Annotated in this window: 18 protein-coding genes and 1 pseudogene; 12 read left to right on the forward strand and 7 right to left on the reverse strand. The window is 57.0% G+C overall.

What is annotated here, in order from left to right; genetic code table 11:
* Positions 1-180: 180 nt before the first annotated feature.
* The 6 genes from tkt to fba all read left to right on the forward strand — a co-directional run bounded on the left by tkt (position 181) and on the right by fba (position 6628).
* Entirely contained in the window at positions 181-2178 is a 1998-nt protein-coding gene (gene tkt / locus AC30D7_RS15045; RefSeq protein WP_490134587.1) for a transketolase, read from the forward strand.
* Between the two features lie 185 nt (positions 2179-2363).
* Positions 2364-3437: an erythrose-4-phosphate dehydrogenase gene (gene epd / locus AC30D7_RS15050; protein WP_490134588.1), complete on the forward strand. Its 1074-nt coding sequence runs from the start codon at positions 2364-2366 to the stop codon at positions 3435-3437.
* A gap of 25 nt (positions 3438-3462) precedes the next feature.
* Positions 3463-4626: a phosphoglycerate kinase gene (locus AC30D7_RS15055; protein WP_490134589.1), complete on the forward strand. Its 1164-nt coding sequence runs from the start codon at positions 3463-3465 to the stop codon at positions 4624-4626.
* A 34-nt stretch (positions 4627-4660) separates the two neighbouring features.
* Complete coding sequence (locus AC30D7_RS15060; protein ID WP_064620894.1) at positions 4661-4882, forward strand: hypothetical protein; 222 nt, start codon at positions 4661-4663, stop codon at positions 4880-4882.
* A gap of 57 nt (positions 4883-4939) precedes the next feature.
* Complete coding sequence (locus AC30D7_RS15065) at positions 4940-5272, forward strand: MliC family protein (protein WP_064620891.1); 333 nt, start codon at positions 4940-4942, stop codon at positions 5270-5272.
* Between the two features lie 291 nt (positions 5273-5563).
* On the forward strand, positions 5564-6628 hold the full coding sequence (fba, locus tag AC30D7_RS15070) for a class II fructose-bisphosphate aldolase (RefSeq protein ID WP_064620888.1): 1065 nt from the start codon (positions 5564-5566) through the stop codon (positions 6626-6628).
* A gap of 80 nt (positions 6629-6708) precedes the next feature.
* Here fba and AC30D7_RS15075 read toward each other — a convergent pair whose 3' ends face one another.
* Both AC30D7_RS15075 and AC30D7_RS15080 read right to left on the reverse strand, forming a co-directional pair.
* The gene (locus AC30D7_RS15075; RefSeq protein WP_490134590.1) at positions 6709-7908 is read right to left on the reverse strand and encodes a type II toxin-antitoxin system HipA family toxin; all 1200 of its coding nucleotides are present in this window, start codon (positions 7906-7908) and stop codon (positions 6709-6711) included.
* A complete protein-coding gene (locus tag AC30D7_RS15080; RefSeq protein WP_064620880.1) occupies positions 7905-8156 on the reverse strand; it encodes a helix-turn-helix domain-containing protein in 252 nt (83 codons plus the stop codon). Before AC30D7_RS15080 ends, AC30D7_RS15075 begins: the two co-directional genes overlap by 4 nt.
* 98 nt (positions 8157-8254) lie before the next feature.
* Here AC30D7_RS15080 and AC30D7_RS15085 point away from each other — a divergent pair.
* Both AC30D7_RS15085 and AC30D7_RS15090 read left to right on the forward strand, forming a co-directional pair.
* Positions 8255-8464, forward strand: a pseudogene (locus AC30D7_RS15085) (class II fructose-bisphosphate aldolase); the annotation flags it as partial.
* Between the two features lie 236 nt (positions 8465-8700).
* Positions 8701-9189, forward strand: a complete 489-nt coding sequence (locus tag AC30D7_RS15090) for a ubiquitin-like protein (RefSeq protein ID WP_490134591.1) — start codon at positions 8701-8703, stop codon at positions 9187-9189.
* Between the two features lie 101 nt (positions 9190-9290).
* On the opposite strand, the gene AC30D7_RS15095 is transcribed toward AC30D7_RS15090, so the two are convergent.
* The 3 genes from AC30D7_RS15095 to AC30D7_RS15105 form a co-directional block, all read right to left on the reverse strand.
* The gene (locus AC30D7_RS15095) at positions 9291-9989 is read right to left on the reverse strand and encodes a transposase (RefSeq protein WP_490134592.1); all 699 of its coding nucleotides are present in this window, start codon (positions 9987-9989) and stop codon (positions 9291-9293) included.
* 1025 nt (positions 9990-11014) lie between these two features.
* Positions 11015-11377 carry a DUF6124 family protein gene (locus tag AC30D7_RS15100; protein WP_490134593.1) on the reverse strand — a complete coding sequence of 121 codons (363 nt, stop codon included), beginning with the start codon at positions 11375-11377 and terminating at the stop codon, positions 11015-11017.
* Positions 11378-11898: 521 nt separating this feature from the next.
* Positions 11899-12567: a polysaccharide lyase family 7 protein gene (locus AC30D7_RS15105; RefSeq protein ID WP_490134594.1), complete on the reverse strand. Its 669-nt coding sequence runs from the start codon at positions 12565-12567 to the stop codon at positions 11899-11901.
* Between the two features lie 319 nt (positions 12568-12886).
* Between AC30D7_RS15105 and AC30D7_RS15110 the strand changes: the two genes are divergently transcribed.
* The 3 genes from AC30D7_RS15110 to AC30D7_RS15120 are packed head-to-tail and all read left to right on the forward strand — an operon-like array spanning position 12887 to position 15875.
* Positions 12887-15010: a putative bifunctional diguanylate cyclase/phosphodiesterase gene (locus tag AC30D7_RS15110; protein WP_490134595.1), complete on the forward strand. Its 2124-nt coding sequence runs from the start codon at positions 12887-12889 to the stop codon at positions 15008-15010.
* 45 nt (positions 15011-15055) lie between these two features.
* The gene (locus tag AC30D7_RS15115) at positions 15056-15547 is read left to right on the forward strand and encodes a M48 metallopeptidase family protein (RefSeq protein WP_490134596.1); all 492 of its coding nucleotides are present in this window, start codon (positions 15056-15058) and stop codon (positions 15545-15547) included.
* A 31-nt stretch (positions 15548-15578) separates the two neighbouring features.
* Positions 15579-15875, forward strand: coding sequence for a winged helix-turn-helix domain-containing protein (locus AC30D7_RS15120; RefSeq protein WP_007894945.1), 297 nt, complete (start codon positions 15579-15581; stop codon positions 15873-15875).
* Positions 15876-15973: 98 nt separating this feature from the next.
* Here AC30D7_RS15120 and AC30D7_RS15125 read toward each other — a convergent pair whose 3' ends face one another.
* The gene (locus AC30D7_RS15125) at positions 15974-16426 is read right to left on the reverse strand and encodes a GNAT family N-acetyltransferase (protein ID WP_490134597.1); all 453 of its coding nucleotides are present in this window, start codon (positions 16424-16426) and stop codon (positions 15974-15976) included.
* 257 nt (positions 16427-16683) lie between these two features.
* Between AC30D7_RS15125 and AC30D7_RS15130 the strand changes: the two genes are divergently transcribed.
* Positions 16684-17421, forward strand: a complete 738-nt coding sequence (locus AC30D7_RS15130; RefSeq protein WP_490134598.1) for a substrate-binding periplasmic protein — start codon at positions 16684-16686, stop codon at positions 17419-17421.
* Between the two features lie 147 nt (positions 17422-17568).
* On the opposite strand, the gene yccS is transcribed toward AC30D7_RS15130, so the two are convergent.
* The gene (yccS, locus tag AC30D7_RS15135) at positions 17569-19752 is read right to left on the reverse strand and encodes a YccS family putative transporter (protein ID WP_490134599.1); all 2184 of its coding nucleotides are present in this window, start codon (positions 19750-19752) and stop codon (positions 17569-17571) included.
* Positions 19753-19941: the final 189 nt, after the last annotated feature.

The following is a 19941-nucleotide window of genomic DNA, read 5'->3' on the forward strand; positions in this document are numbered from 1 at the left end:
TTTCAGTCCACAAACCGACAGCGGAAAGGTTTCACCCGCCGAATACGTCGTTATCGATTGGAAAAACGCCTTCGGATGACTATCTGTCATTGCCCCGAGGCGGGTCGGTGAGGGAAAATGCTCGCCTTTTTTCCGTTTCGTTTTATTCACTCTCGATTCAATATCCGCAGGAGATCAGCGATGCCCAGCCGTCGTGAGCGTGCCAACGCCATTCGTGCCCTCAGCATGGATGCCGTGCAAAAAGCCAACAGCGGCCATCCCGGTGCCCCTATGGGTATGGCGGATATCGCCGAAGTACTTTGGCGTGACTACCTGAAGCACAACCCGAGCAATCCATCGTTCGCCGACCGTGACCGCTTCGTGCTGTCCAACGGTCACGGCTCGATGTTGATCTACTCGTTGCTGCACCTGACCGGCTACGACTTGTCGATCGATGACCTGAAAAACTTCCGCCAGCTGCACAGCCGCACCCCGGGTCACCCGGAATTCGGCTACACCCCGGGCGTTGAAACCACCACCGGTCCACTGGGCCAAGGCCTGGCCAACGCGGTCGGTTTCGCCCTGGCGGAAAAAGTCCTGGCGGCGCAGTTCAACCGTCCTGGCCATAACGTCGTCGATCACCACACCTACGTATTCCTGGGTGATGGCTGCATGATGGAAGGCATTTCCCACGAAGTCAGCTCCCTGGCCGGTACCCTGGGCCTGGGCAAACTGATCGCCTTCTACGATGACAACGGCATCTCCATCGACGGCGAAGTCGAAGGCTGGTTCACCGACGACACGCCGAAGCGTTTCGAGTCCTACAACTGGCAAGTGATCCGCAACGTCGACGGTCACGACCCGGAAGAAATCAAGATCGCCATCGAAACCGCGCGCAAAAGTGCACAACCGACGCTGATCTGCTGCAAGACCACCATCGGCTTCGGCTCGCCGAACAAGCAAGGCAAGGAAGATTGCCACGGCGCCCCGTTGGGTGACGCGGAAATCGCCCTGACCCGTGAAGCGCTGAAGTGGAACCACGGCCCGTTCGAAATTCCGGCTGATATCTATGCCGAGTGGGACGCCAAGGAAGCCGGTCGCGCTGCCGAAGCCGAGTGGGATCAGCGCTTCGCTGAGTACTCCGCCGCCTTCCCTGAGCTGGCCAACGAACTGGTTCGTCGCCTGAGCGGTGACCTGCCAGCCGATTTCGCCGAGAAGGCCCAAGCCTACATCGCTGAAGTCGCTGCCAAAGGCGAATCCATCGCCAGCCGTAAAGCCAGCCAGAACGCCCTGAACGCCTTCGGCCCGCTGCTGCCGGAACTGCTTGGCGGTTCGGCTGACCTGGCCGGTTCCAACCTGACCCTGTGGAAAGGTTGCAAAGGCGTCACCGCCGAAGACGCCAGCGGCAACTACATGTACTACGGCGTTCGCGAGTTCGGCATGAGCGCGATCATGAACGGCGTGGCCCTGCACGGTGGCCTGGTGCCTTACGGCGCGACCTTCCTGATGTTCATGGAATACGCCCGCAACGCAGTGCGCATGTCGGCGCTGATGAAAAAACGCATCGTCTACGTGTTCACCCACGACTCCATCGGTCTGGGCGAAGACGGCCCGACTCACCAGCCGATCGAGCAACTGGCCAGCCTGCGCTGCACACCGAACCTCGACACCTGGCGTCCGGCCGATGCCGTTGAATCGGCGGTGGCCTGGAAGTTCGCCCTGGAGCGTGACGACGGTCCTTCGGCGCTGATCTTCTCCCGTCAGAACCTGCAGCACCAAACCCGCAATGCGATCCAGATCGAAGAGATCGCCCGTGGCGGTTACGTCTTGAAGGACTGCGCAGGCGAGCCTGAGCTGATCCTGATCGCCACCGGCTCGGAAGTCGGCCTGGCCGTTCAAGCCTTCGATAAACTGACCGAGCAAGGCCGTAAGGTCCGTGTGGTATCGATGCCGTGCACCAGCGTCTTCGAAGCCCAGGACGCCGGCTACAAGCAATCGGTTCTGCCGTTGCAGGTCAGCGCGCGTATCGCCATCGAAGCCGCCCACGCGGACTACTGGTACAAGTACGTGGGCCTGGAAGGCCGCGTGATCGGCATGACCACCTACGGCGAGTCGGCGCCTGCGCCGGCCTTGTTCGAAGAGTTCGGTTTCACCCTGGAAAACATCCTGGGTCAGGCTGAAGAGCTGCTGGAAGACTGATCCAGAAGTTGCGTTATCTGTTCTGACGTCTTCGCGGGCAAGCCTCGCTCCTACAAGGGATCGCGTCGTTTTGCGGAATCGGGATTACCCCGATCCAGCAAACAGACGAAGATCTGTAGGAGCGAGGCTTGCCCGCGAAGGCGGCAGACCTGGCGACTAAATTTCCAAGCTTTATCGAGAACCCCATGCCTCAACCGCGTCCTTACAAAGTTGCACTCAACGGCTACGGCCGAATTGGTCGTTGCGTCTTGCGTGCGTTGTTTGAGCGAGGCGAGAAAGCCGGGTTTGAAATTGTCGCGATCAATGATCTGGCCGACATGGCCAGCATCGAATACCTGACACGCTTCGACTCCACTCACGGGCGGTTTCCCGGTGAAGTGAGGGTTGAGGGCGATTGTCTGCATATTAAGGGCGACTGCGTGAAGGTCTTGCGCAGTGCCACCCCCGAAGGCATCGATTGGGCGTCGTTGGGCGTCGATCTGGTGCTGGAGTGCTCCGGCGCTTATCACACCCGTCAGGATGGCCAGCGCTTTCTCGACGCCGGTGCGCCACGGGTGCTGTTTTCCCAGCCGATGGCCAGCGAGGCGGATGTCGACGCCACCATCGTCTACGGCGTGAACCAGGATTGCCTGACCGGCGACGAGCTGCTGGTGTCCAACGCGTCTTGCACCACCAACTGCGGCGTGCCGCTGTTGCGTCTGCTGGATCAGGCCATTGGTCTGGAATACGTGTCGATCACCACCATCCACTCGGCGATGAACGATCAGCCGGTGATCGACGCCTATCACCACGAAGACCTGCGCCGCACCCGTTCGGCGTTCCAGTCGGTGATTCCGGTGTCCACTGGTCTGGCGCGAGGCATTGAACGCCTGCTGCCGGAACTTGCCGGGCGAATTCAGGCCAAAGCCGTGCGGGTGCCGACGGTTAACGTGTCCTGCCTCGATATTACGATGCAGACCGTGAGCGATACCGACGCCACCGAGGTCAACCGGATTCTGCGCGAGGCCGCCACCCATGGCCCGCTCAAAGGCCTTCTGGCCTACACCGAGTTGCCTCACGCCAGTTGTGATTTTAATCATGACCCACATTCGGCCATCGTCGATGCCAGTCAGACCCGCGTTTCCGGCCCACGGCTGGTGAACATCCTGGCCTGGTTCGACAACGAATGGGGTTTTGCCAATCGAATGCTGGACGTTGCAGAACACTATTTACAAGCAGCTGCTACTCCACAATCTGTCTTTCAAAAACCTGCTCTCTAAAACAGCTATCCAGGAAATGCGACCCATGACCGTGTTGAAGATGACCGACCTCGATCTGCAAGGTAAGCGCGTACTGATCCGCGAAGACCTCAACGTCCCAGTCAAGGACGGTGTTGTCACCAGCGATGCGCGTATCCTGGCTTCGCTGCCGACCATCAAGCTGGCCCTGGAAAAAGGCGCGGCAGTGATGGTCTGCTCGCACCTTGGCCGTCCGACCGAAGGCGAGTTCTCGGCCGAGAACAGCCTCAAGCCAGTGGCTGACTACCTGAGCAAGGCCCTGGGCCGTGACGTGCCGCTGGTGTCCGATTACCTGGGCGGCGTCGACGTCAAAGCCGGCGACATCGTGTTGTTCGAAAACGTGCGCTTCAACAAGGGCGAGAAAAAGAACGCCGACGAGCTGGCCAAGCAATACGCCGCTCTGTGCGACGTGTTCGTGATGGACGCTTTCGGCACTGCTCACCGCGCCGAGGGCTCGACCCATGGCGTGGCCAAATTCGCCAAAGTCGCCGCTGCTGGCCCATTGCTGGCCGCCGAACTGGATGCACTGGGCAAGGCCCTGGGCTCCCCGGCCCAGCCAATGGCCGCCATCGTTGCCGGCTCCAAAGTGTCGACCAAACTCGACGTACTCAACAGCCTGAGCCAGATCTGCAACCAGCTGATCGTGGGTGGCGGCATCGCCAACACCTTCCTGGCCGCTGCCGGTCACCCGGTTGGCAAATCGCTGTACGAGCCGGACCTGCTGGACACCGCTCGTGAAATCGCGGCGAAAGTCAGCGTGCCATTGCCAGTGGACGTGGTGGTCGCCAAGGAATTCGCTGAAAGCGCGACCGCGACTGTCAAACTGATCGCCGACGTGGCTGCAGACGACATGATCCTGGACATCGGCCCACAGACCGCGGCGAATTTCGCCGAGCTGCTGAAGTCGTCCAAGACCATTCTGTGGAACGGCCCGGTGGGCGTGTTCGAATTCGACCAGTTCGGCAACGGCACCAAAGTGCTGGCCCAGGCCATCGCTGAAAGCTCGGCGTTCTCTATTGCCGGCGGTGGCGACACCCTGGCAGCCATCGATAAATATGGCGTTGCCGATCAAATCTCCTACATTTCTACCGGCGGCGGCGCGTTCCTCGAATTCGTCGAAGGCAAAGTGCTGCCGGCCGTTGAAGTCCTGGAAAGCCGGGCCAAGGCCTGAGGTCGCCCAATTGACCAGGCAAAGGAGTGTTCAGATGGTCAGGACATTAATGCTGTTGATCGCCGCGGGCATGCTGGCGGCTTGCGGGAGCAACCCGAAAGCCACGCCGGAACCCGCGCCTTCCGCGTCGGATAAAGGCTGCTACCAGGCTGACTGGCAAGCGGAAACCAATCCGGTGATCAACAAGCGTTCCGGGCCCGATGGCCTGGACAAATACGAGACACAGACCCCGACCAAGGAACATGGCTGCCCTTGACGGGTCTGACTCTTTAACTCAGGGCTGGCGGCGTGTGCTGTCAGTCGAGGAACACGGATGAAACGCTTTATTGCCGTTGCGGCAGTGGCATTGCTGGCAGGTTGTTCGAATTTCGAACTGTTCAAGCCTGCCCAATCAACGGACAACTGGACCACCTGGACCTGTGATAGCCAGGCCAAAGTGCTCTGGCGCTACACTGATGTGAGCCGCAAGGAAGTCGATGTTCGTTTGGGCGGCGCCGACCAGGTCTACCGCCTGAAGCTTGAACCGGGTGCCGAAGGTTCGCTGTACAGCAACGACATGCTGGCGTTTCACGTAAAAGGTGAGGAAGGCCTGGTGTACTGGGTCGCCACCAATGATTTGATCGGCCGCGGTTGTAAAGCGCAGTAACAACGCCGATCGCAGGACTATTGTTGTGGCGAGGGAGCTTGCTCCCGCTGGAGCGCGAAGCGGTCCCAAAGCCAGTCGATTTGGTGTTTCAGAAGGACCGAGTCGACGGGTTTACGACTGCTTCGAAGCCGAACGCGAGCAAGCTCGCTCGCCACAGGTTCTTCGTTACGCACAGGTTTTTGTTGTACCGAATTCGCAGCCCGGGCCATCCCCGACTGCAATAACTTGAATAGCCGCCGCCGCTACGGCAGGCTGGCACGATTAACGACCCTCAACCGGGAGAGACACACAATGGCACTTATCAGCATGCGCCAGATGCTGGACCACGCAGCCGAGTTCGGCTACGGCGTTCCAGCCTTCAACGTCAACAACCTTGAGCAGATGCGCGCCATCATGGAAGCCGCTGACAAGACTGACTCCCCGGTGATCGTCCAGGCTTCGGCCGGTGCGCGCAAATACGCCGGCGCCCCGTTCCTGCGTCACCTGATCCTGGCGGCCATCGAAGAATTCCCGCACATCCCGGTGTGCATGCACCAGGACCACGGCACCAGCCCTGACGTCTGCCAGCGCTCCATTCAACTGGGCTTCAGCTCGGTGATGATGGACGGCTCCCTGGGCGAAGACGGCAAGACCCCGACCGACTACGACTACAACGTTCGCGTTACCCAACAAACCGTAGCCATGGCTCACGCCTGCGGCGTTTCGGTAGAAGGCGAGCTGGGCTGCCTGGGCTCGCTGGAAACCGGCATGGCCGGTGAAGAAGACGGCATCGGCGCCGAAGGCGTTCTGGATCACAGCCAAATGCTGACCGACCCGGAAGAAGCCGCGGACTTCGTCAAGAAGACCCAGGTCGACGCCCTGGCCATCGCCATCGGCACCAGCCACGGCGCCTACAAGTTCACCAAGCCACCTACCGGCGACGTACTGGCCATCGACCGCATCAAGGAAATCCACAAGCGCATCCCGAACACCCACCTGGTGATGCACGGTTCCTCTTCGGTTCCGCAAGAGTGGCTGGCGATCATCAACCAGTACGGCGGCGACATCAAAGAAACCTACGGCGTACCGGTTGAAGAAATCGTCGAAGGCATCAAGCACGGCGTGCGCAAGGTCAACATCGACACCGACCTGCGTTTGGCGTCCACTGGCGCGATGCGTCGCCTGATGGCCACCAACCCGAGCGAATTCGATCCGCGTAAGTTCTTTGGCGCGACTGTTACTGCGATGCGTGACGTGTGTATTGCGCGTTATGAGCAGTTTGGTACTGCCGGTAATGCTTCGAAGATCAAGCCGATTTCGTTGGAAGCGATGTTCCAGCGTTACCTGAAAGGTGAGTTGAACGCTAAGGTTAACTGAGCCTGAGCGTTAAGCTGCGTTGAATAAGAAACCCGCCGAGAGGCGGGTTTTTTCTGGGCGGGGATTTTTGCGCGCAATAACTACCCAAAAGTCATAGAAAACGGCGCTGTCGCTTGCTCAATGGCACTGACCACATGAGGCGCCTGTTCCCGATACTCAGGATAGCGTTCAAGTACTGCTTCAACCGAGGCAAGCAATTGCTGAATGCGCTCCTGAGGTCGCTCGATCTCACAGGTGTGCGCAAACTCAAGCAGTCCTTGCCGCGAGGCAAACATTGACTTGTTGCCCGCCAGATCCAAAGCCAAAACATCTTCCGGAATATAGGCCGTGGTGTTAACGATGTCGTAGGCCGGCGCCAGGCGTGCATCGCGTTGCGTAGGATCGGAATAGAGCAATCCGAAATTTTTCAAATGAGCGTCGCCATTCCCGACAATACAGCTCAGGGCAACGCTATCGAAGAGTTGATCAAGGGAGGTGCGTAAATGTTTAGTCGGGCAGAACAGACGAATAGCCTTGGCGATGGCCGCATAGCTTTTGCTGTACTTCTGGTTAGCCGATAGCCCCATCAACACCGCCATGTCTTCAAATCCAATTGGGTTGAGCTGGTCGTCGCGATCAAAGCGACGCATGACAAACAGCTTGGCATTGTCGGAAAGGTAAAACGGCGGAACGGGAATACCGGCCTCCTTCGCAATGGACATGCAAAGGAACTCGTTGATTGCCAGACCGGGAAATTCGTCTCGGCCACTTTTGATAATCAGGTCCGAGGTTTTCGATGTCACCCGTGGCAATCCGGTTTCCAGGCGTTCCGGTACCAACACTTTGGGTTGAACGCCGGAAATGCCGGCACGCAGGATGTAGCGATCAAGAATGTCAGCGAAGATATCTCCCGTGCCGTCCCATGTCAGAATCTCTTCGAGTTTCTCCCCCGGAAATTGTTGCTCCTCCAGCAAGGCGTCAACCGTTTCAGACCGCACTTGCACCCTGCCAATGGGCGAAGTGCTGCCGGAAAGCGCCAGCAAAAGCATCGGATCGACATTCACGGTCTTGGCCAATCGATTGCGCAGTTGCTCCAATACATAGCCTTCCGGCAGATTCATCTGAAAAACAGGATGGAGTTCGCGCCGACGAAACTCGTCATGCCTTACTGGCATCGACAAGCTGATAGCCATTTCTGGCGATGCATCTTCGTGATAACGGAATGTGAAGTCTTCGGCATCGCTGAAAAGCCTGCCGCTACGCCCCTCGGGCGTGCTGACTTTGAGAGAGGACATTTTCATTCGAATAAATCCCCAAGCTCTTCAAGGGTCGGCATAGCAGCTGGAACGACAGCAAGCTCACAATCCAGAGCGCCAAGGACGCGAGCATAGGCGATCATGCCGACAGACAGAGTACCTTTCTCTACTGCGATGACTTTGTATCGTGTCAGCCCCGCGAGGTCGGCAAGCTGTGCTTGCGTCAGACCGCGATTTATACGTTTTTCGCGTATTTGGTTGCCAAGACGGCTGATTAACAGAAAATAATCCATGTTCCGCTTCCGTAACATTTATAGCTAAATGTAGCGTATACGCAACATTTTATCTACGCCGTATTTAAGTCCACGGCCATCGGCGACACAGGGATCGTAGAGCGTCAAGAACCCACCAACGCATCCCGAACACCCACCTGGTGATGCACGGTTCCTCTTCGGTTCCGCAAGAGTGGCTGGCGATCATCAACCAGTACGGCGGCGACATCAAAGAAACCTACGGCGTGCCGGTTGAAGAGATTGTTGAAGGCATCAAGCACGGCGTGCGTAAGGTCAATATCGATACTGACCTACGTTTGGCGTCCACTCATATAGCTTCCTACCATCCTAGTAGGGGTAGAAAATAAATCTGTCACCTTAATTCCTTAATTGGTCACCTTAATTGTAAATTTTTAGGTTGTCTCTGTTATCGCAAAAACGTATCAAAAACTATCAATTGTTACAGGTGATTTAATCCTGGTCGTTGCCTATTGTTTGATGCACAGCCTGAGAATTTAGGGTTGAAGCGGCTTATTTGTTCTCTTTGTCCTATTGGGAGGTTTATATGAGTTATGAAATTGAGAAGGAAATAGCCAAGGCAAAAATTGGTGATTTGGTTAGGGTGAAGGGCAATAAATACAACTCGGACCAAGGGTGTTATGTATATACTGATTATAGCGAGTTGGGTGATAATAGACTTCAGTCAAAGGAGCGGTCTATGATCACGATTGAGACACAGTCGAATCCTTATGGTGAAAGTATACTTATTAGGAATATTAAAGAATTCGTAGTGACTCAGTCTGACCTTTCTGCTGATAACTCAAAGAAGGTATTTATCAGAACTGCGGATGGAGATGTTTTTACAGTGGCTGCGGAGCTCTCGGACACTATCGATAATATCAAGGCGAAAATTCAGGATAAAAAACAGCTTCCGCCAGATCAAAATCGCTTGATTTATAAAGGTACGAAGCTTGAGGATGGACGTACTTTGGCGGATTACGGTATTGCTAATGATGATATTCTGGATTTGGTGGTTCGTCTGAGAGGCGGTTAGTTGTTGAAAGTGGCTGGCTTTTTAGAGCCAAAGTAGAGCCAAAGTAGAGCCAAAGGGGACAGATCTATTTAATCGACTCTACTTAGTCGTCCCCTGTTACTTTATTCGAGTTGTTTCGCAGGCCTGCCTCGCGTTCGATGCGATACTCGCAATCCAGTGATTTTTTCAATCTCATCTGTGAATCGAGGATTGCCCGTCAATTGTCCGCGTTGGAGGGCGCCTCTGATCAACTGAAGCTCCGAGGAAGGAATCGTCTGCTCCATAAAGGAGGTGTAGCGAGCAAGGCGCTCGGTGTGAGTTTCACCGAGCTCGTTGAAGCAAAGGTCTTCATCCAGCCAATGATTTTCTTCCGTTTCGTTGAGACGCAGGTGCAAGCTCGACCAAGGGTAATTCTGCGCATGCTGAACCATTTGCGCTCGCACCGGATTTAGCTCGATGTATCGACTACAAGCCAGCAAATAGGTGTCGGTTTGAACCACGCTGGATTTGTATCGACTCTCCCACAAGGTGCCGGAGCGCCCCTCCAGCTTGTTGCGATAGCGCGTCATGCGACCTGCCAGGCCTTTCATCAATTGCCCGAGACTCGCGACGGAGTCTCCTGGTGCGAGTAATAGATGGACATGATTGGTCATCAAGCAGAAGGCATAGACTTTGACGTTGTATAGCGCTTTGAGCTCTCGCAGATCTTCGAGGTAACGTTGGAAGTCATTCGGCTCGGCGAACACAACCTGCCTGTTGTGGCCTCGTTGCACGACATGATGCGGATAATTGGGTAAAACAACGCGTCCCATTCTGGGCATATAGCTTCCTACGTCCTTGTAGTGGTCGGTGCAGCATAGCAGCAGAGAATCGATTAAATAAATCTGTCCCCTTTGTTGCCTGCCTTTGTTGCCTTCGTTGATTGTTGATTTCTCTTTTCGTCCTTATCACTTCGTCTTTAACCATAGAAAAAATACATTATAAACTATCAGATTTTACAGGTGACAGCTCCCAATCATAAAACTAATCTCATCTACGCAGCAAAAAGAAAACGGAACAGGGCAGACAAATAAATCCGTCCCCTTTTCGCTTCCCTTTTCGCTTTGCCTTTTCGCTTTTTTTCTTTTTTCGCCTTATTAAATAAACCTGTCTCAATCCACCAGAAAGGGAATTACACATCATGTCTACAACCATCGATTCAGTCAGAGGTAGTCCGGGCGCGATCATTGTATCTGGACGAGCTTCTAAAGGGTATAGAGTGTATTTACACAAAGCGCATACAGGCGAACAGCTTGGTTCTGGCGTCGTTGACGGCACGGGGAGGTATGACTTCGTTACGTTCGAACAGGTTATCCAAAACTTCCAAAATCAAACAATTGACGTTTGCGTGCGAGAAACACTAGACAATAGAACGTATTCCGACTGGAGCCTTCCAAAAGAAGTATATATCTTCCCGTCTACCGGTATCCATGATGCATAATCATGGATTAAATAGTGGCGTGGGTTAAGTAGAATTGTCTCAGCTTTTCTCTGTTTTTTCGTTTGTTACGCTAGTCGCTGGCGGATCTGTTTGATAAATAGATCCGCCACGAATGGCACTTACTTAGCAGCTAATCACTTGAGCTGAAAGCAAAAAATGAAGAAGGGCTGGTCTTGTATTGTATTAAAGGGACAGATTTATTTAATGGCACCTTTCACGCTTCCGAAAGAATCAGAGTAAGTGCGTAATAAAAACCCGCAGAAATGCGGGTTTTTATTGGCTGAAAATGGGTTATTGCGCATTAGGTGTATCAAACCCACGCTCGGGGGCTCAGAGTCGATCCAGCACTATCCAACCGAGCTGCGATTACTCCTTCGGTTCGACGTGATCCAGCGCCTGGTTCACCGCCAGTTCGCCGAGCATGACCACTTGCGCAATGCCCAGCAGGGTCTTGCGATGTGAGGTTTCCAGCAGCGCCGCGAAGTTGTTGAGCATTTCGGTGGCCGAGCCGAGTGTTTCGCTGGCGTTGGCCAGCAGGGATTCGGCGTTGTACTTCGGGTTGGCGAGGTACATGGGCTCGGGTTCGTGGGTGGAGGCCATGATTTTGGCGGCCGGGTTGAGGTAGTGGTCGAGGGCGCGCTCGGCGGCTTCGTGGAATTTCTTTGAATCGGGGGATTCGTAGGGGGATGCCGGGTCTGTGACCGGCGGATTCGGAGTAGCTTTGAACATTTGGTGTATTCCCAATTGGGCCGCAACCAATCCGCTACTACACGAAAGGGTGGCGGCTGTACGCAAGTTAGTAGACCGGGCGAATCCACCAAAATCCCGGCGCACCCGAGGGCGCCATGCGCACAGCCACCATCAAGTACAGGTAAATGCCTGACTAAATGACGCTTGTACGTTGGTGGACACGCCGGGCTACTAAACCCGATCACTGCGAATCAGTGACACGAATCAAGTTACCGGTGGGCCTCGAAGCGCACAAGCCGGCGGATTCTGGCGTACCTGTAGGCAGTGACGCAAGCCGTTGTAGGCCTCATGAAGTAACGCTGAGTGTCTTTAAACGTGGGCGTTTAAGTGGGGGCTGATGCCGGTCAGTGAAGAGATGGAGTTGGACATAAAGAACCTGTGGCGAGGGAGCTTGCTCCCGCTGGGCCGCGAAGCGGCCCCCAAAAAGAGAGTCTGCTGCGCAGCCCAGCGGGAGCAGGCTCCCTCGCCACAAAGGGTGGATTCCTGCGGTCTTTCAGGGATTACGTATTGTGATCGATATCCAGATGGCTGAACGTCACTTCCCCGCCTTCAGTGGTGTACCCGGTGTTGTCCTGCACATAAACCCCGGCCTTGAAGTACAGCGGCTTATCACGCCACATCGTGCTTATTTCGGTGTCCCACTGGTAGCCCGCCGCACTGATGCCCAATGCACCGCCCGGGCTGAGGTGGATGAGGTAGGAGAATTCCTGATTGAGTTTCACGCCGGTAGCGATGGTGATGACCCGGGCGGTGTCGTCGTCGGGGTGCATGCGGACTTTGGCGACGATGTTGCCGGTCGAGGTGGAGGTTTTGTATTGATACTCGACCTTCACCAAGGGCTTTTGGCTCTTATAGGCGTGTATCTGGCCAATGACGATCTTGCCCGAACTGGGCACCTGGCTGACCGAGAGGGTGGCACGCAGGGTGTTGTCCGCGTCAGGGTAGTACCAGTTTTTCAGCGTGCCGTTGCTGTAGGTTTCGCGCAGTTCGGTGCGCGGGTAGATCGCGTTTTCGGTTTTGGAGCCGGTGACCGGTGACCAGAAAAACAAAGTGCCGGTGTCGGAGTGGAAGTATTGATCCTTGAAGCCGTCTACCAGCTTGGTGGTTTCGACGGTGTACGGCGGGCTGCCGACGGGAACGCTGAGGTTCCAGGTTGCGAGATCGATCATAATTCAAGCTTCCATATTTTTTACTGCACGTGCGTGCCAGAAGCTCTAGCCCGCGTCTTCGGGGGGGTCTTTATAAGCGTACAAGAGATCTTTGTTAATGCCCGTTTGGCAATTGGTTGACGTCAACATCCTGTCGAAATGCCACCTTTCCCGGTTTCCGGGGGCTGCAGGACTTACCGTTAGTCGGCTTCTGAAGCTTTGTCTAAATGCTGGCTCACTGACAGCTTCTGCTTTCAGGGATCCGGGTCTAGAGTGAAGTCGCAATAGGTGACCGGTTTTCACAAGAGACCGGCCTGAGCTCCCGAACAAGAGATGCAGCATGGAATGCGCACAACCTATGCCAGCTGAAGGCAACTCAATCCTTTTAATTGTCGATGATTACCCTGAAAACCTGATCAGCATGCGCGCGTTGTTACAGCGCCAGGACTGGCAGGTCATGACCGCGGCTTCCGGCTTTGAAGCCCTGGGCCTGTTACTCGAACACGAAGTCGACCTGGTGCTGCTGGATGTGCAGATGCCGGGCATGGACGGTTTTGAAGTGGCGCGTTTGATGCGCGGCAGCCAGCGAACCCGTCTTACGCCAATCATTTTTCTAACCGCTAACGAACAGTCCCAGGACGCCGTGATCAAGGGCTACGCCAGTGGCGCGGTGGATTACCTGTTCAAGCCGTTCGACCCGCAAATTCTCAAACCCAAAGTCCAGGCGTTGCTCGAGCACCAACGTAATCGCCGAGCCTTGCAGCGGTTGAGCCATGATCTGGAAGTCGCCCGGGCCTTCAATGCCTCGGTGCTGGATAACGCCGCCGAAGGCATTCTGGTGGTGGGCGAGGACGGGTTGATTCGCTTTGCCAACCCGGCGATGTCGCGCCTGCTCAATGCCACGGTGCATGACCTGCAAGGCAAAGAGTTTCTGGATTTCCTGCAAAAACCGCACATCCCGATCTGGGCCGATTCTGAATTGTTTGCCGGTTACAAACTCGGTGAAACCCTGCGCCTGCACGATGCGCTGTTGCGTACCGCACCCGGCCAGCAAGTGCCGGTGGCGTTGTCTTGCGCGCCGTTACCCGCCGAACAACATGCGATGGTGGTGACGGTGCTGGACATGTCGGTGGTGCGCCATCTGCATCAGCAGCTGGAGTTCCAGGCGGTGACCGACCCGCTGACCGGGCTGCTCAATCGCCGGGGTTTCTACCAGACCGTTGAAAACCTGCTGCTGCGCGGCGACCGCTCCGACAGCACTTGGGTGCTGTTGTACCTGGATCTGGACGGCTTCAAGCGGGTCAACGATTCCCTCGGCCACGATGCCGGCGACCGGGTGCTGCGTTGGGTGTCCGAGCAATTGAAGGCCTGCCTGCGGCCCTTCGATATTCTGGCGCGGATGGGCGGCGATGAGTTCACTGCGCTGCTGGATCTTGAGCTCCCCGAGCAGGCGGCCAAGATTGCCGAGAAGCTCATCGAGCGGGTGTCGATCTGTCAGCAGATCGAAGGCATGGACATCGCCTTGGGCGCAAGCATCGGCATTGCTACTTATCCCGATTGCGGGGCGAATCTGGACGGGCTGATGCGCGCGTCCGACATTGCCATGTACGAAGCCAAACGCGCCGGGCGTCAGCAATATCGTTTCTACGATCACGAAATGAACGGCCGGGCACGCTCGCGGCTGATGCTTGAAGAAAGCGTGCGCACGGCCATCGAGAACCGCGATTTCAACTTGGTGTATCAGCCCCAGGTGGCGATTGCCGATGGGCAGATCCGCGGGTTCGAAGCGTTGCTGCGCTGGCAGCATCCGAGTGTCGGCGATGTACCGCCGGGGCTGTTTTTGCCGTTGCTGGAAGAGGCGCGGTTGATCAGTCGCCTGGGTAGCTGGATTTACCATCGCGGGGCCAAACAGCGCAAAGCCTGGGAAACCCTGTTTGCTGAAGACCTGGTGATGGGCATCAGCTTGAGCAGTACCCAATTCGGGTTGCCCAACCTGGTTACCGAGCTGCGTCAGGTGCTGGAGCGCCATGGCCTGAAGCCGCAGCAGCTGGAAGTCGAGGTCACGGAAGAGGCCTTGATGTCTAACCCCGACGAGACCCGCAAACAACTGCGTTTGCTGCGCAATCTGGGGGTGCGGGTGGCGCTGGATGACTTCGGCTCCGGGGCTTGTTCGCTGGCGCATTTGCGCGACCTGGAACTGGACACACTCAAACTCGACCGGCATTTGATCGCCCGCCTGCCAGGGTCCGAACGGGATGCGGCGCTGGCACGCAGTGTCATCGATTTGTGCAACCGGTTAGGGCTGCTGGTGATCGCCGAAGGGGTTGAAACGGTGGCGCAATATGAGTGGCTGCAAGCCAACGGTTGCCAGTATGTGCAGGGTTTCCTGGTGGCGCGGCCGTTGATGGCCGAGGACACCGGTCACTTTGTCGAGCCGTTCGACTGGGGCGCGCTGACGAGTTGAATTCGCTACACTGGCAACCTTTTCGTGATGCGTGTTGCCGCTCCAATGACTGTGTTGAAATACCTCCAGGCTTATCCTGCCGCGTTGCAGGACCAGGTGCGCCAGCTGATCGCCGAAGGTCGGCTGGGCGAGTACCTGAGCCAGCGCTATCCGGAAAAACACGGGGTGCAGAGCGACAAGGCGCTGTACGCCTATGCCCTGGACCTCAAGCAGGAATATCTGCGTAACGCCCCGGCCATCGACAAGGTGTTGTTCGACAACCGCCTGGACCTGACTCACCGCGCGCTCGGCCTGCACACTGCGATCTCGCGGGTGCAGGGCGGCAAGCTCAAGGCCAAGAAAGAAATCCGCATCGCCTCGCTGTTCAAGGACGCGGCACCGCAGTTTCTGAAGATGATCGTGGTGCACGAGCTGGCGCACTTCAAAGAGTCGGATCACAACAAGGCGTTTTACAAGCTGTGCGAACACATGTTGCCGGGGTATCACCAGGTGGAGTTCGATTTGCGGGTGTACCTGACGTGGCGGGATATGCACTGACAGACCAAGATCTTCTACAAGGAGTGCATGGATGGACGTGAGTAAGACCAAGAGCAGCTTCTATCGCCGATTGTACGTGGCGTATCTGATCGACAGCGGGCTGGCCAGCAGCGTCCCGGCATTGACCGAGGTGACCGGCATGCCCCGACGCACGGCTCAGGACACCATCGCGGCGTTGGCGGATCTGGATATCGTTTGTGAATTCGAGCAGGAAGAAGGCGCACGTAACCACGCGGGGCGCTATCGGATTCGCGAGTGGGGGGCGATCGATCGGGGGTGGATCGAGCGTAATCTGCGGCAGATTAAAGCGGTGCTGGAGTATCCCTGAGCTTTTGCGGTGTTGCAGATGACGCCTTCGCGGGCAAGCCTCGCTCCTACAGGGGGTTCACTGTTCCTGTGGGAGCGGGCTTGCCCGCGATGGGGCCCTCAAGGACGACGCATCCCGATATGCGGAATCTCATCTTCCAGGTATTCCTCACCCACCACTACAAACCCGTACCGCCCATAATACCCCTGCAAATGTGCCTGGGCCGAGAGGTAGATCGGCACCTCGGGCCAGTGCTTCTCGGCCTGTTTCAACGCCTGGCTCATCAACTCATGCCCAAGCCCGGCGCCGCGTGCCGCGTGTGCGATGATCACCCGGCCAATCACCACATCGCCGCCCTGCAATTGCGGGTCGAGCAATCGCAGGTAGGCCACCAGCCGATCCCCGTCCCAGCCCATCAAATGGCAAGTGTCACCTTCCAGGTCCTGGCCATCTATGTCTTGATAAGCGCATTTCTGCTCGACGACAAACACTTCGGCGCGCAGCTGCAGAATGGCGTACAGCTGTTCTTTACCCAGATCGCTGTGGTGTTTGCAGACCCAATCGATTGTCATCTTCACATTCCTTGAACAACGTTGTTCCGATACTAAGCGCCCTGAGGCGGGATGTCTTTATGACAGAGGAATCTGTGATAAAGACCAAAATGCCATCATTCATTTCTCGCGAAATTGTCTTCTTTGTGTAATCTGCGATGAAGCGCTGTGCAGTGGCCTCAATGAGCTAATGTTAGGACCTGGGTTCGCCGGTAGAGGAATCTTGGAGTTTTGGCTGAAAAACACGTCGGGCAGCTCGCCCGCTAAGGATTTCTGGCATGCCGCGGTTTCATCGAGCGTTTGCTTTGATCGGATTGCTGTTGCTGACACAGGCCGAGGCTGCGGAAAAGCTGCGTCTGGTCGCCGATGCCTGGCCACCCTTTACCGACGCCACGCTGGTCAATGGCGGTGTGGCCACGGACATCGTCAGCACCGCACTGGCCCGGGCCGGTTACGCCAGTGATTTCGAACAAGTGCCGTGGGCGCGGGCCTTGTTTGGGGTGGGCGAGGGACGTTACGACGTGCTGGTCAACACCTGGTACACCGATGAGCGCACGAAGCTGGGGCAATTTTCCGGCGAGTACCTGCTCAACCGCGTGCGCTTTCTCAAACGTAAAGACACGCCAATCGAGTACAACAACCTGCAACAACTGCACACCTACCCGATAGCGGTGGTACGCGGTTATGCCTATTCGCACGAATTTGACGACGATGTGTCGTTGCAGAAAGTCCCGGTGCATAACTTCGCCATGGCTGTGCGCATGGTCGCGGCCGATCGGGTCAAGCTGACTTTGGAAGACGAGTTCGTCGCCCGGTATTACCTGGCGCGGGAATCACCCAAAGTGCGCAATGCCGTGGAGTTCCTGCCCAAGCCGTTGAGCGAGAACAGCCTGCATATTCTGGTGAGCCTGAAAAATCCGCAGCACGAACAGATCGTCGCCGGTTTCGATCGCGAGATTGCGGCGATGAAGGCTGATGGGAGTTATGAGAAGTTGCTCAGGCAGCATGGGATGTGATCTGAAAGGCCTTAGTGTCTGAGCTGAAGCCTTCGCGGGCAAGCCTCGCTCCTACAGAGTTTGTGTCGGGTGCAAATCCCGTGGCCGACACTGATCCTGTAGGAGCGAGGCTTGCCCGCGAAGAGGCCCGCCCAGTCACAACACATCTCAGGCTTCGCTGGTGTCTTTAATGAGATGCGCCGCCAGCGTCCGCAGCGGCCCCAGTTGCCGACAGATCAACGCCAGTTGCGTCTGCACCAGCCGCTGCCCTTCATCGATTTCATCCGGCATCTGCTCAAGCTCATTGGCCAGGGCTTCTTCCTCGTCACTCTGAATTGCCACCGGCTGTTTGCTCGCCAGGCCCTGGGCGATGTCGTCGAGGCTGGCCGCCAGGCTCACGCCCGCACCGTCGATCAAGTGCTCGCGCACATCCGGCGGCAGTTGGGTTTCACGGTGTGCTCCAAGTCCCGACAAATAGCTGAGCAGGGTGTGCGAGAGCACCAGGAATCGGAACCCGACATCGGCTTCCTTACGGAAGTGCCCCGGCTCCATCAGCATGTTGGCCAGCGTTGTCGACAACGCGGCGTCGGCGTTGTGCGCGTTGCGTCGGGCCAGGCGATAAGCCAGGTCATCGCTTTTACCGGCAGCGTATTGCTGCATGATCTGGCGCAGGTAAACGCTGTTGCAGGTCAGGGTATTGGCCAGCACTTTGTTCAGGCGTCGGCCCTGCCAGTCCGGCAGGAACAGGAACACCGCGAGGCCGGCGATCAGGCTGCCGAGCAGGGTATCGAACAGTCGCGGCAGAAGCAGCCCGTAACCGTCGCCCACCTGGTTGAAGCAGAACAGCACCATGACCGTAATGGCGGCAGTCGCCAGGGTGTAGCGCGTGGTGCGGTTGGTAAAGAACACCACCCCGGCAACGATGGCGAAGCTCGACTGGATCAACGGGTTGGGAAACAGATCGAACAGCGCCCAGGCCACGGTCAGGCCAATGGCGGTGCCGATGATCCGCTGACCCAGTTTGCGGCGGGTGGCGCCGTAGTTCGGCTGACAGACAAACAACGTGGTGAGGATGATCCAGTAACCTTGCGAGGGGTGGATCAAATGCACCATCGCGTAGCCGATGCTCAACGCCAGGGGCAGGCGCAGGGCGTGGCGGAACAGCAAGGACGTTGGCGTCAGCTGTGTGCGCAAGCGAATCCACACATCCTTGAGGCTGCGTGGCGAACGGTCGAGCAGGCTGCTGTCGGTGGCATCTGCAAGCGCATCGGGGTTGCTGGCGTCGCTGAGCAAACGGTCGAGGGTGCCGAGGTTGGCGGCCAATGCCCGCAACGAGCGCAACAGACCACGCCAGGCCGGATTGCTCTGGATGCGCAGGTGTTCGAGGGAGGCGTGCAGGTCGTTCAGGGCTTCGGCGAAGCTGGCGTCATAAGTGAACGGCTGGCGCATCTGGATTGATTCGGCCAAGGCGCGGCACGCCTTGCCTTGCTGGCGCAGCAGGCGCTGACAGCGGAACAGCACGTCGCTGTGGAAGAACGCCTCGGCCAGCGCGTTGTAAGGGTAGTGCGAGGAGCTGGCGCGCTCGTGGATGTCCTGAGCGAGAAAATACAGCTTCAGGTAACGACTGAGTTTCGCACCCGGCCTGCCATCGCCGACCCGGTGCAGAATGATTTCCTTGGCGGCGTTCAGGGCTGCCACCACCCGACCGTTCTGCTGGGCCAGTTCCAGGCGGCGTGCTTCCACGTCCAATTGCCGGATCGGTTCGAACAGCGACGATTTCAGTTTCAGGTAATAACCCAGCTCACGGAACAACCGCGCCAGGCTCTGCTGCACCGGCTGGTTGGAAAACAGCGCCTGCCACAGCACCGAGAGCAAGCCATACCACGCCGCACCGGCCACCAGCAGCACCGGCTCGTGCCAGAAATCAGTGACCGCGCCGCCGCGCTGGTCCACGCCGATCATGGTGTAGACCGACAGAATCAGCGTCGCCGACGCAATCGCGCCATAACGTTCGCCCAACGCACCGAGCATGGTCAGGCAGAAGCTGGCCAGGGCAAAGGCGATGATAAAGAGGATGGGGTAGGGGAACAGCAGTTCGACGGACAGGGCGGCGACCATAAAACACACCAGCGTCACGGCCAGTGCGTTGAGACGACCCTGCCAACTGTCGTCGGTTTCGGCCAGGGCGCTGGCGATGATCCCCAGGAACAACGGGATCAGCAGCCCCATTTGATCCTGAGACCAACACAGCGCCATAGTGCCGGTCAGGGCAATGAATACCCGAACGCTGTAACTGAATTTATCCAGCGCCCAGAGGCGACGCAGAGACTGCCGAAATGTGGTCGATGACATGAAGTGCGAAGGCCTTCCGAGGCAATGACGCTAAATTGAGCCACTAATGACGCCGACGCAATGGCGCCGATCACATCAGACAGCAAAATCTGTTCCTTCCTCGTTCTGTGTTGCCTGTCAGGACGTCTTCGCGGGCAAGCCTCGCTCCTACAGGGATTTAGGTGACCCTTGTAGGAGCGAGGCTTGCCC

It is taken from the genome of Pseudomonas sp. DF5, assembly GCF_058148225.1.

Excerpts from the sequence above, each read along its gene's own strand:
- AC30D7_RS15065 (WP_064620891.1), top strand. The coding sequence starts at position 4,940 with ATGAAACGCTTTATTGCCGTTGCGGCAGTGGCATTGCTGGCAGGTTGT.
- AC30D7_RS15060 (WP_064620894.1), top strand. The coding sequence starts at position 4,661 with ATGGTCAGGACATTAATGCTGTTGATCGCCGCGGGCATGCTGGCGGCT.
- tkt (WP_490134587.1), top strand. The coding sequence starts at position 181 with ATGCCCAGCCGTCGTGAGCGTGCCAACGCCATTCGTGCCCTCAGCATG.
- AC30D7_RS15090 (WP_490134591.1), top strand. The coding sequence starts at position 8,701 with ATGAGTTATGAAATTGAGAAGGAAATAGCCAAGGCAAAAATTGGTGAT.
- AC30D7_RS15075 (WP_490134590.1), bottom strand. The coding sequence starts at position 7,908 with ATGAAAATGTCCTCTCTCAAAGTCAGCACGCCCGAGGGGCGTAGCGGC.
- AC30D7_RS15105 (WP_490134594.1), bottom strand. The coding sequence starts at position 12,567 with ATGATCGATCTCGCAACCTGGAACCTCAGCGTTCCCGTCGGCAGCCCG.
- AC30D7_RS15120 (WP_007894945.1), top strand. The coding sequence starts at position 15,579 with ATGGACGTGAGTAAGACCAAGAGCAGCTTCTATCGCCGATTGTACGTG.
- fba (WP_064620888.1), top strand. The coding sequence starts at position 5,564 with ATGGCACTTATCAGCATGCGCCAGATGCTGGACCACGCAGCCGAGTTC.
- AC30D7_RS15125 (WP_490134597.1), bottom strand. The coding sequence starts at position 16,426 with ATGACAATCGATTGGGTCTGCAAACACCACAGCGATCTGGGTAAAGAA.
- AC30D7_RS15115 (WP_490134596.1), top strand. The coding sequence starts at position 15,056 with ATGACTGTGTTGAAATACCTCCAGGCTTATCCTGCCGCGTTGCAGGAC.
- yccS (WP_490134599.1), bottom strand. The coding sequence starts at position 19,752 with ATGTCATCGACCACATTTCGGCAGTCTCTGCGTCGCCTCTGGGCGCTG.
- AC30D7_RS15095 (WP_490134592.1), bottom strand. The coding sequence starts at position 9,989 with ATGCCCAGAATGGGACGCGTTGTTTTACCCAATTATCCGCATCATGTC.
- AC30D7_RS15080 (WP_064620880.1), bottom strand. The coding sequence starts at position 8,156 with ATGGATTATTTTCTGTTAATCAGCCGTCTTGGCAACCAAATACGCGAA.
- AC30D7_RS15130 (WP_490134598.1), top strand. The coding sequence starts at position 16,684 with ATGCCGCGGTTTCATCGAGCGTTTGCTTTGATCGGATTGCTGTTGCTG.
- AC30D7_RS15055 (WP_490134589.1), top strand. The coding sequence starts at position 3,463 with ATGACCGTGTTGAAGATGACCGACCTCGATCTGCAAGGTAAGCGCGTA.
- epd (WP_490134588.1), top strand. The coding sequence starts at position 2,364 with ATGCCTCAACCGCGTCCTTACAAAGTTGCACTCAACGGCTACGGCCGA.
- AC30D7_RS15110 (WP_490134595.1), top strand. The coding sequence starts at position 12,887 with ATGGAATGCGCACAACCTATGCCAGCTGAAGGCAACTCAATCCTTTTA.
- AC30D7_RS15100 (WP_490134593.1), bottom strand. The coding sequence starts at position 11,377 with ATGTTCAAAGCTACTCCGAATCCGCCGGTCACAGACCCGGCATCCCCC.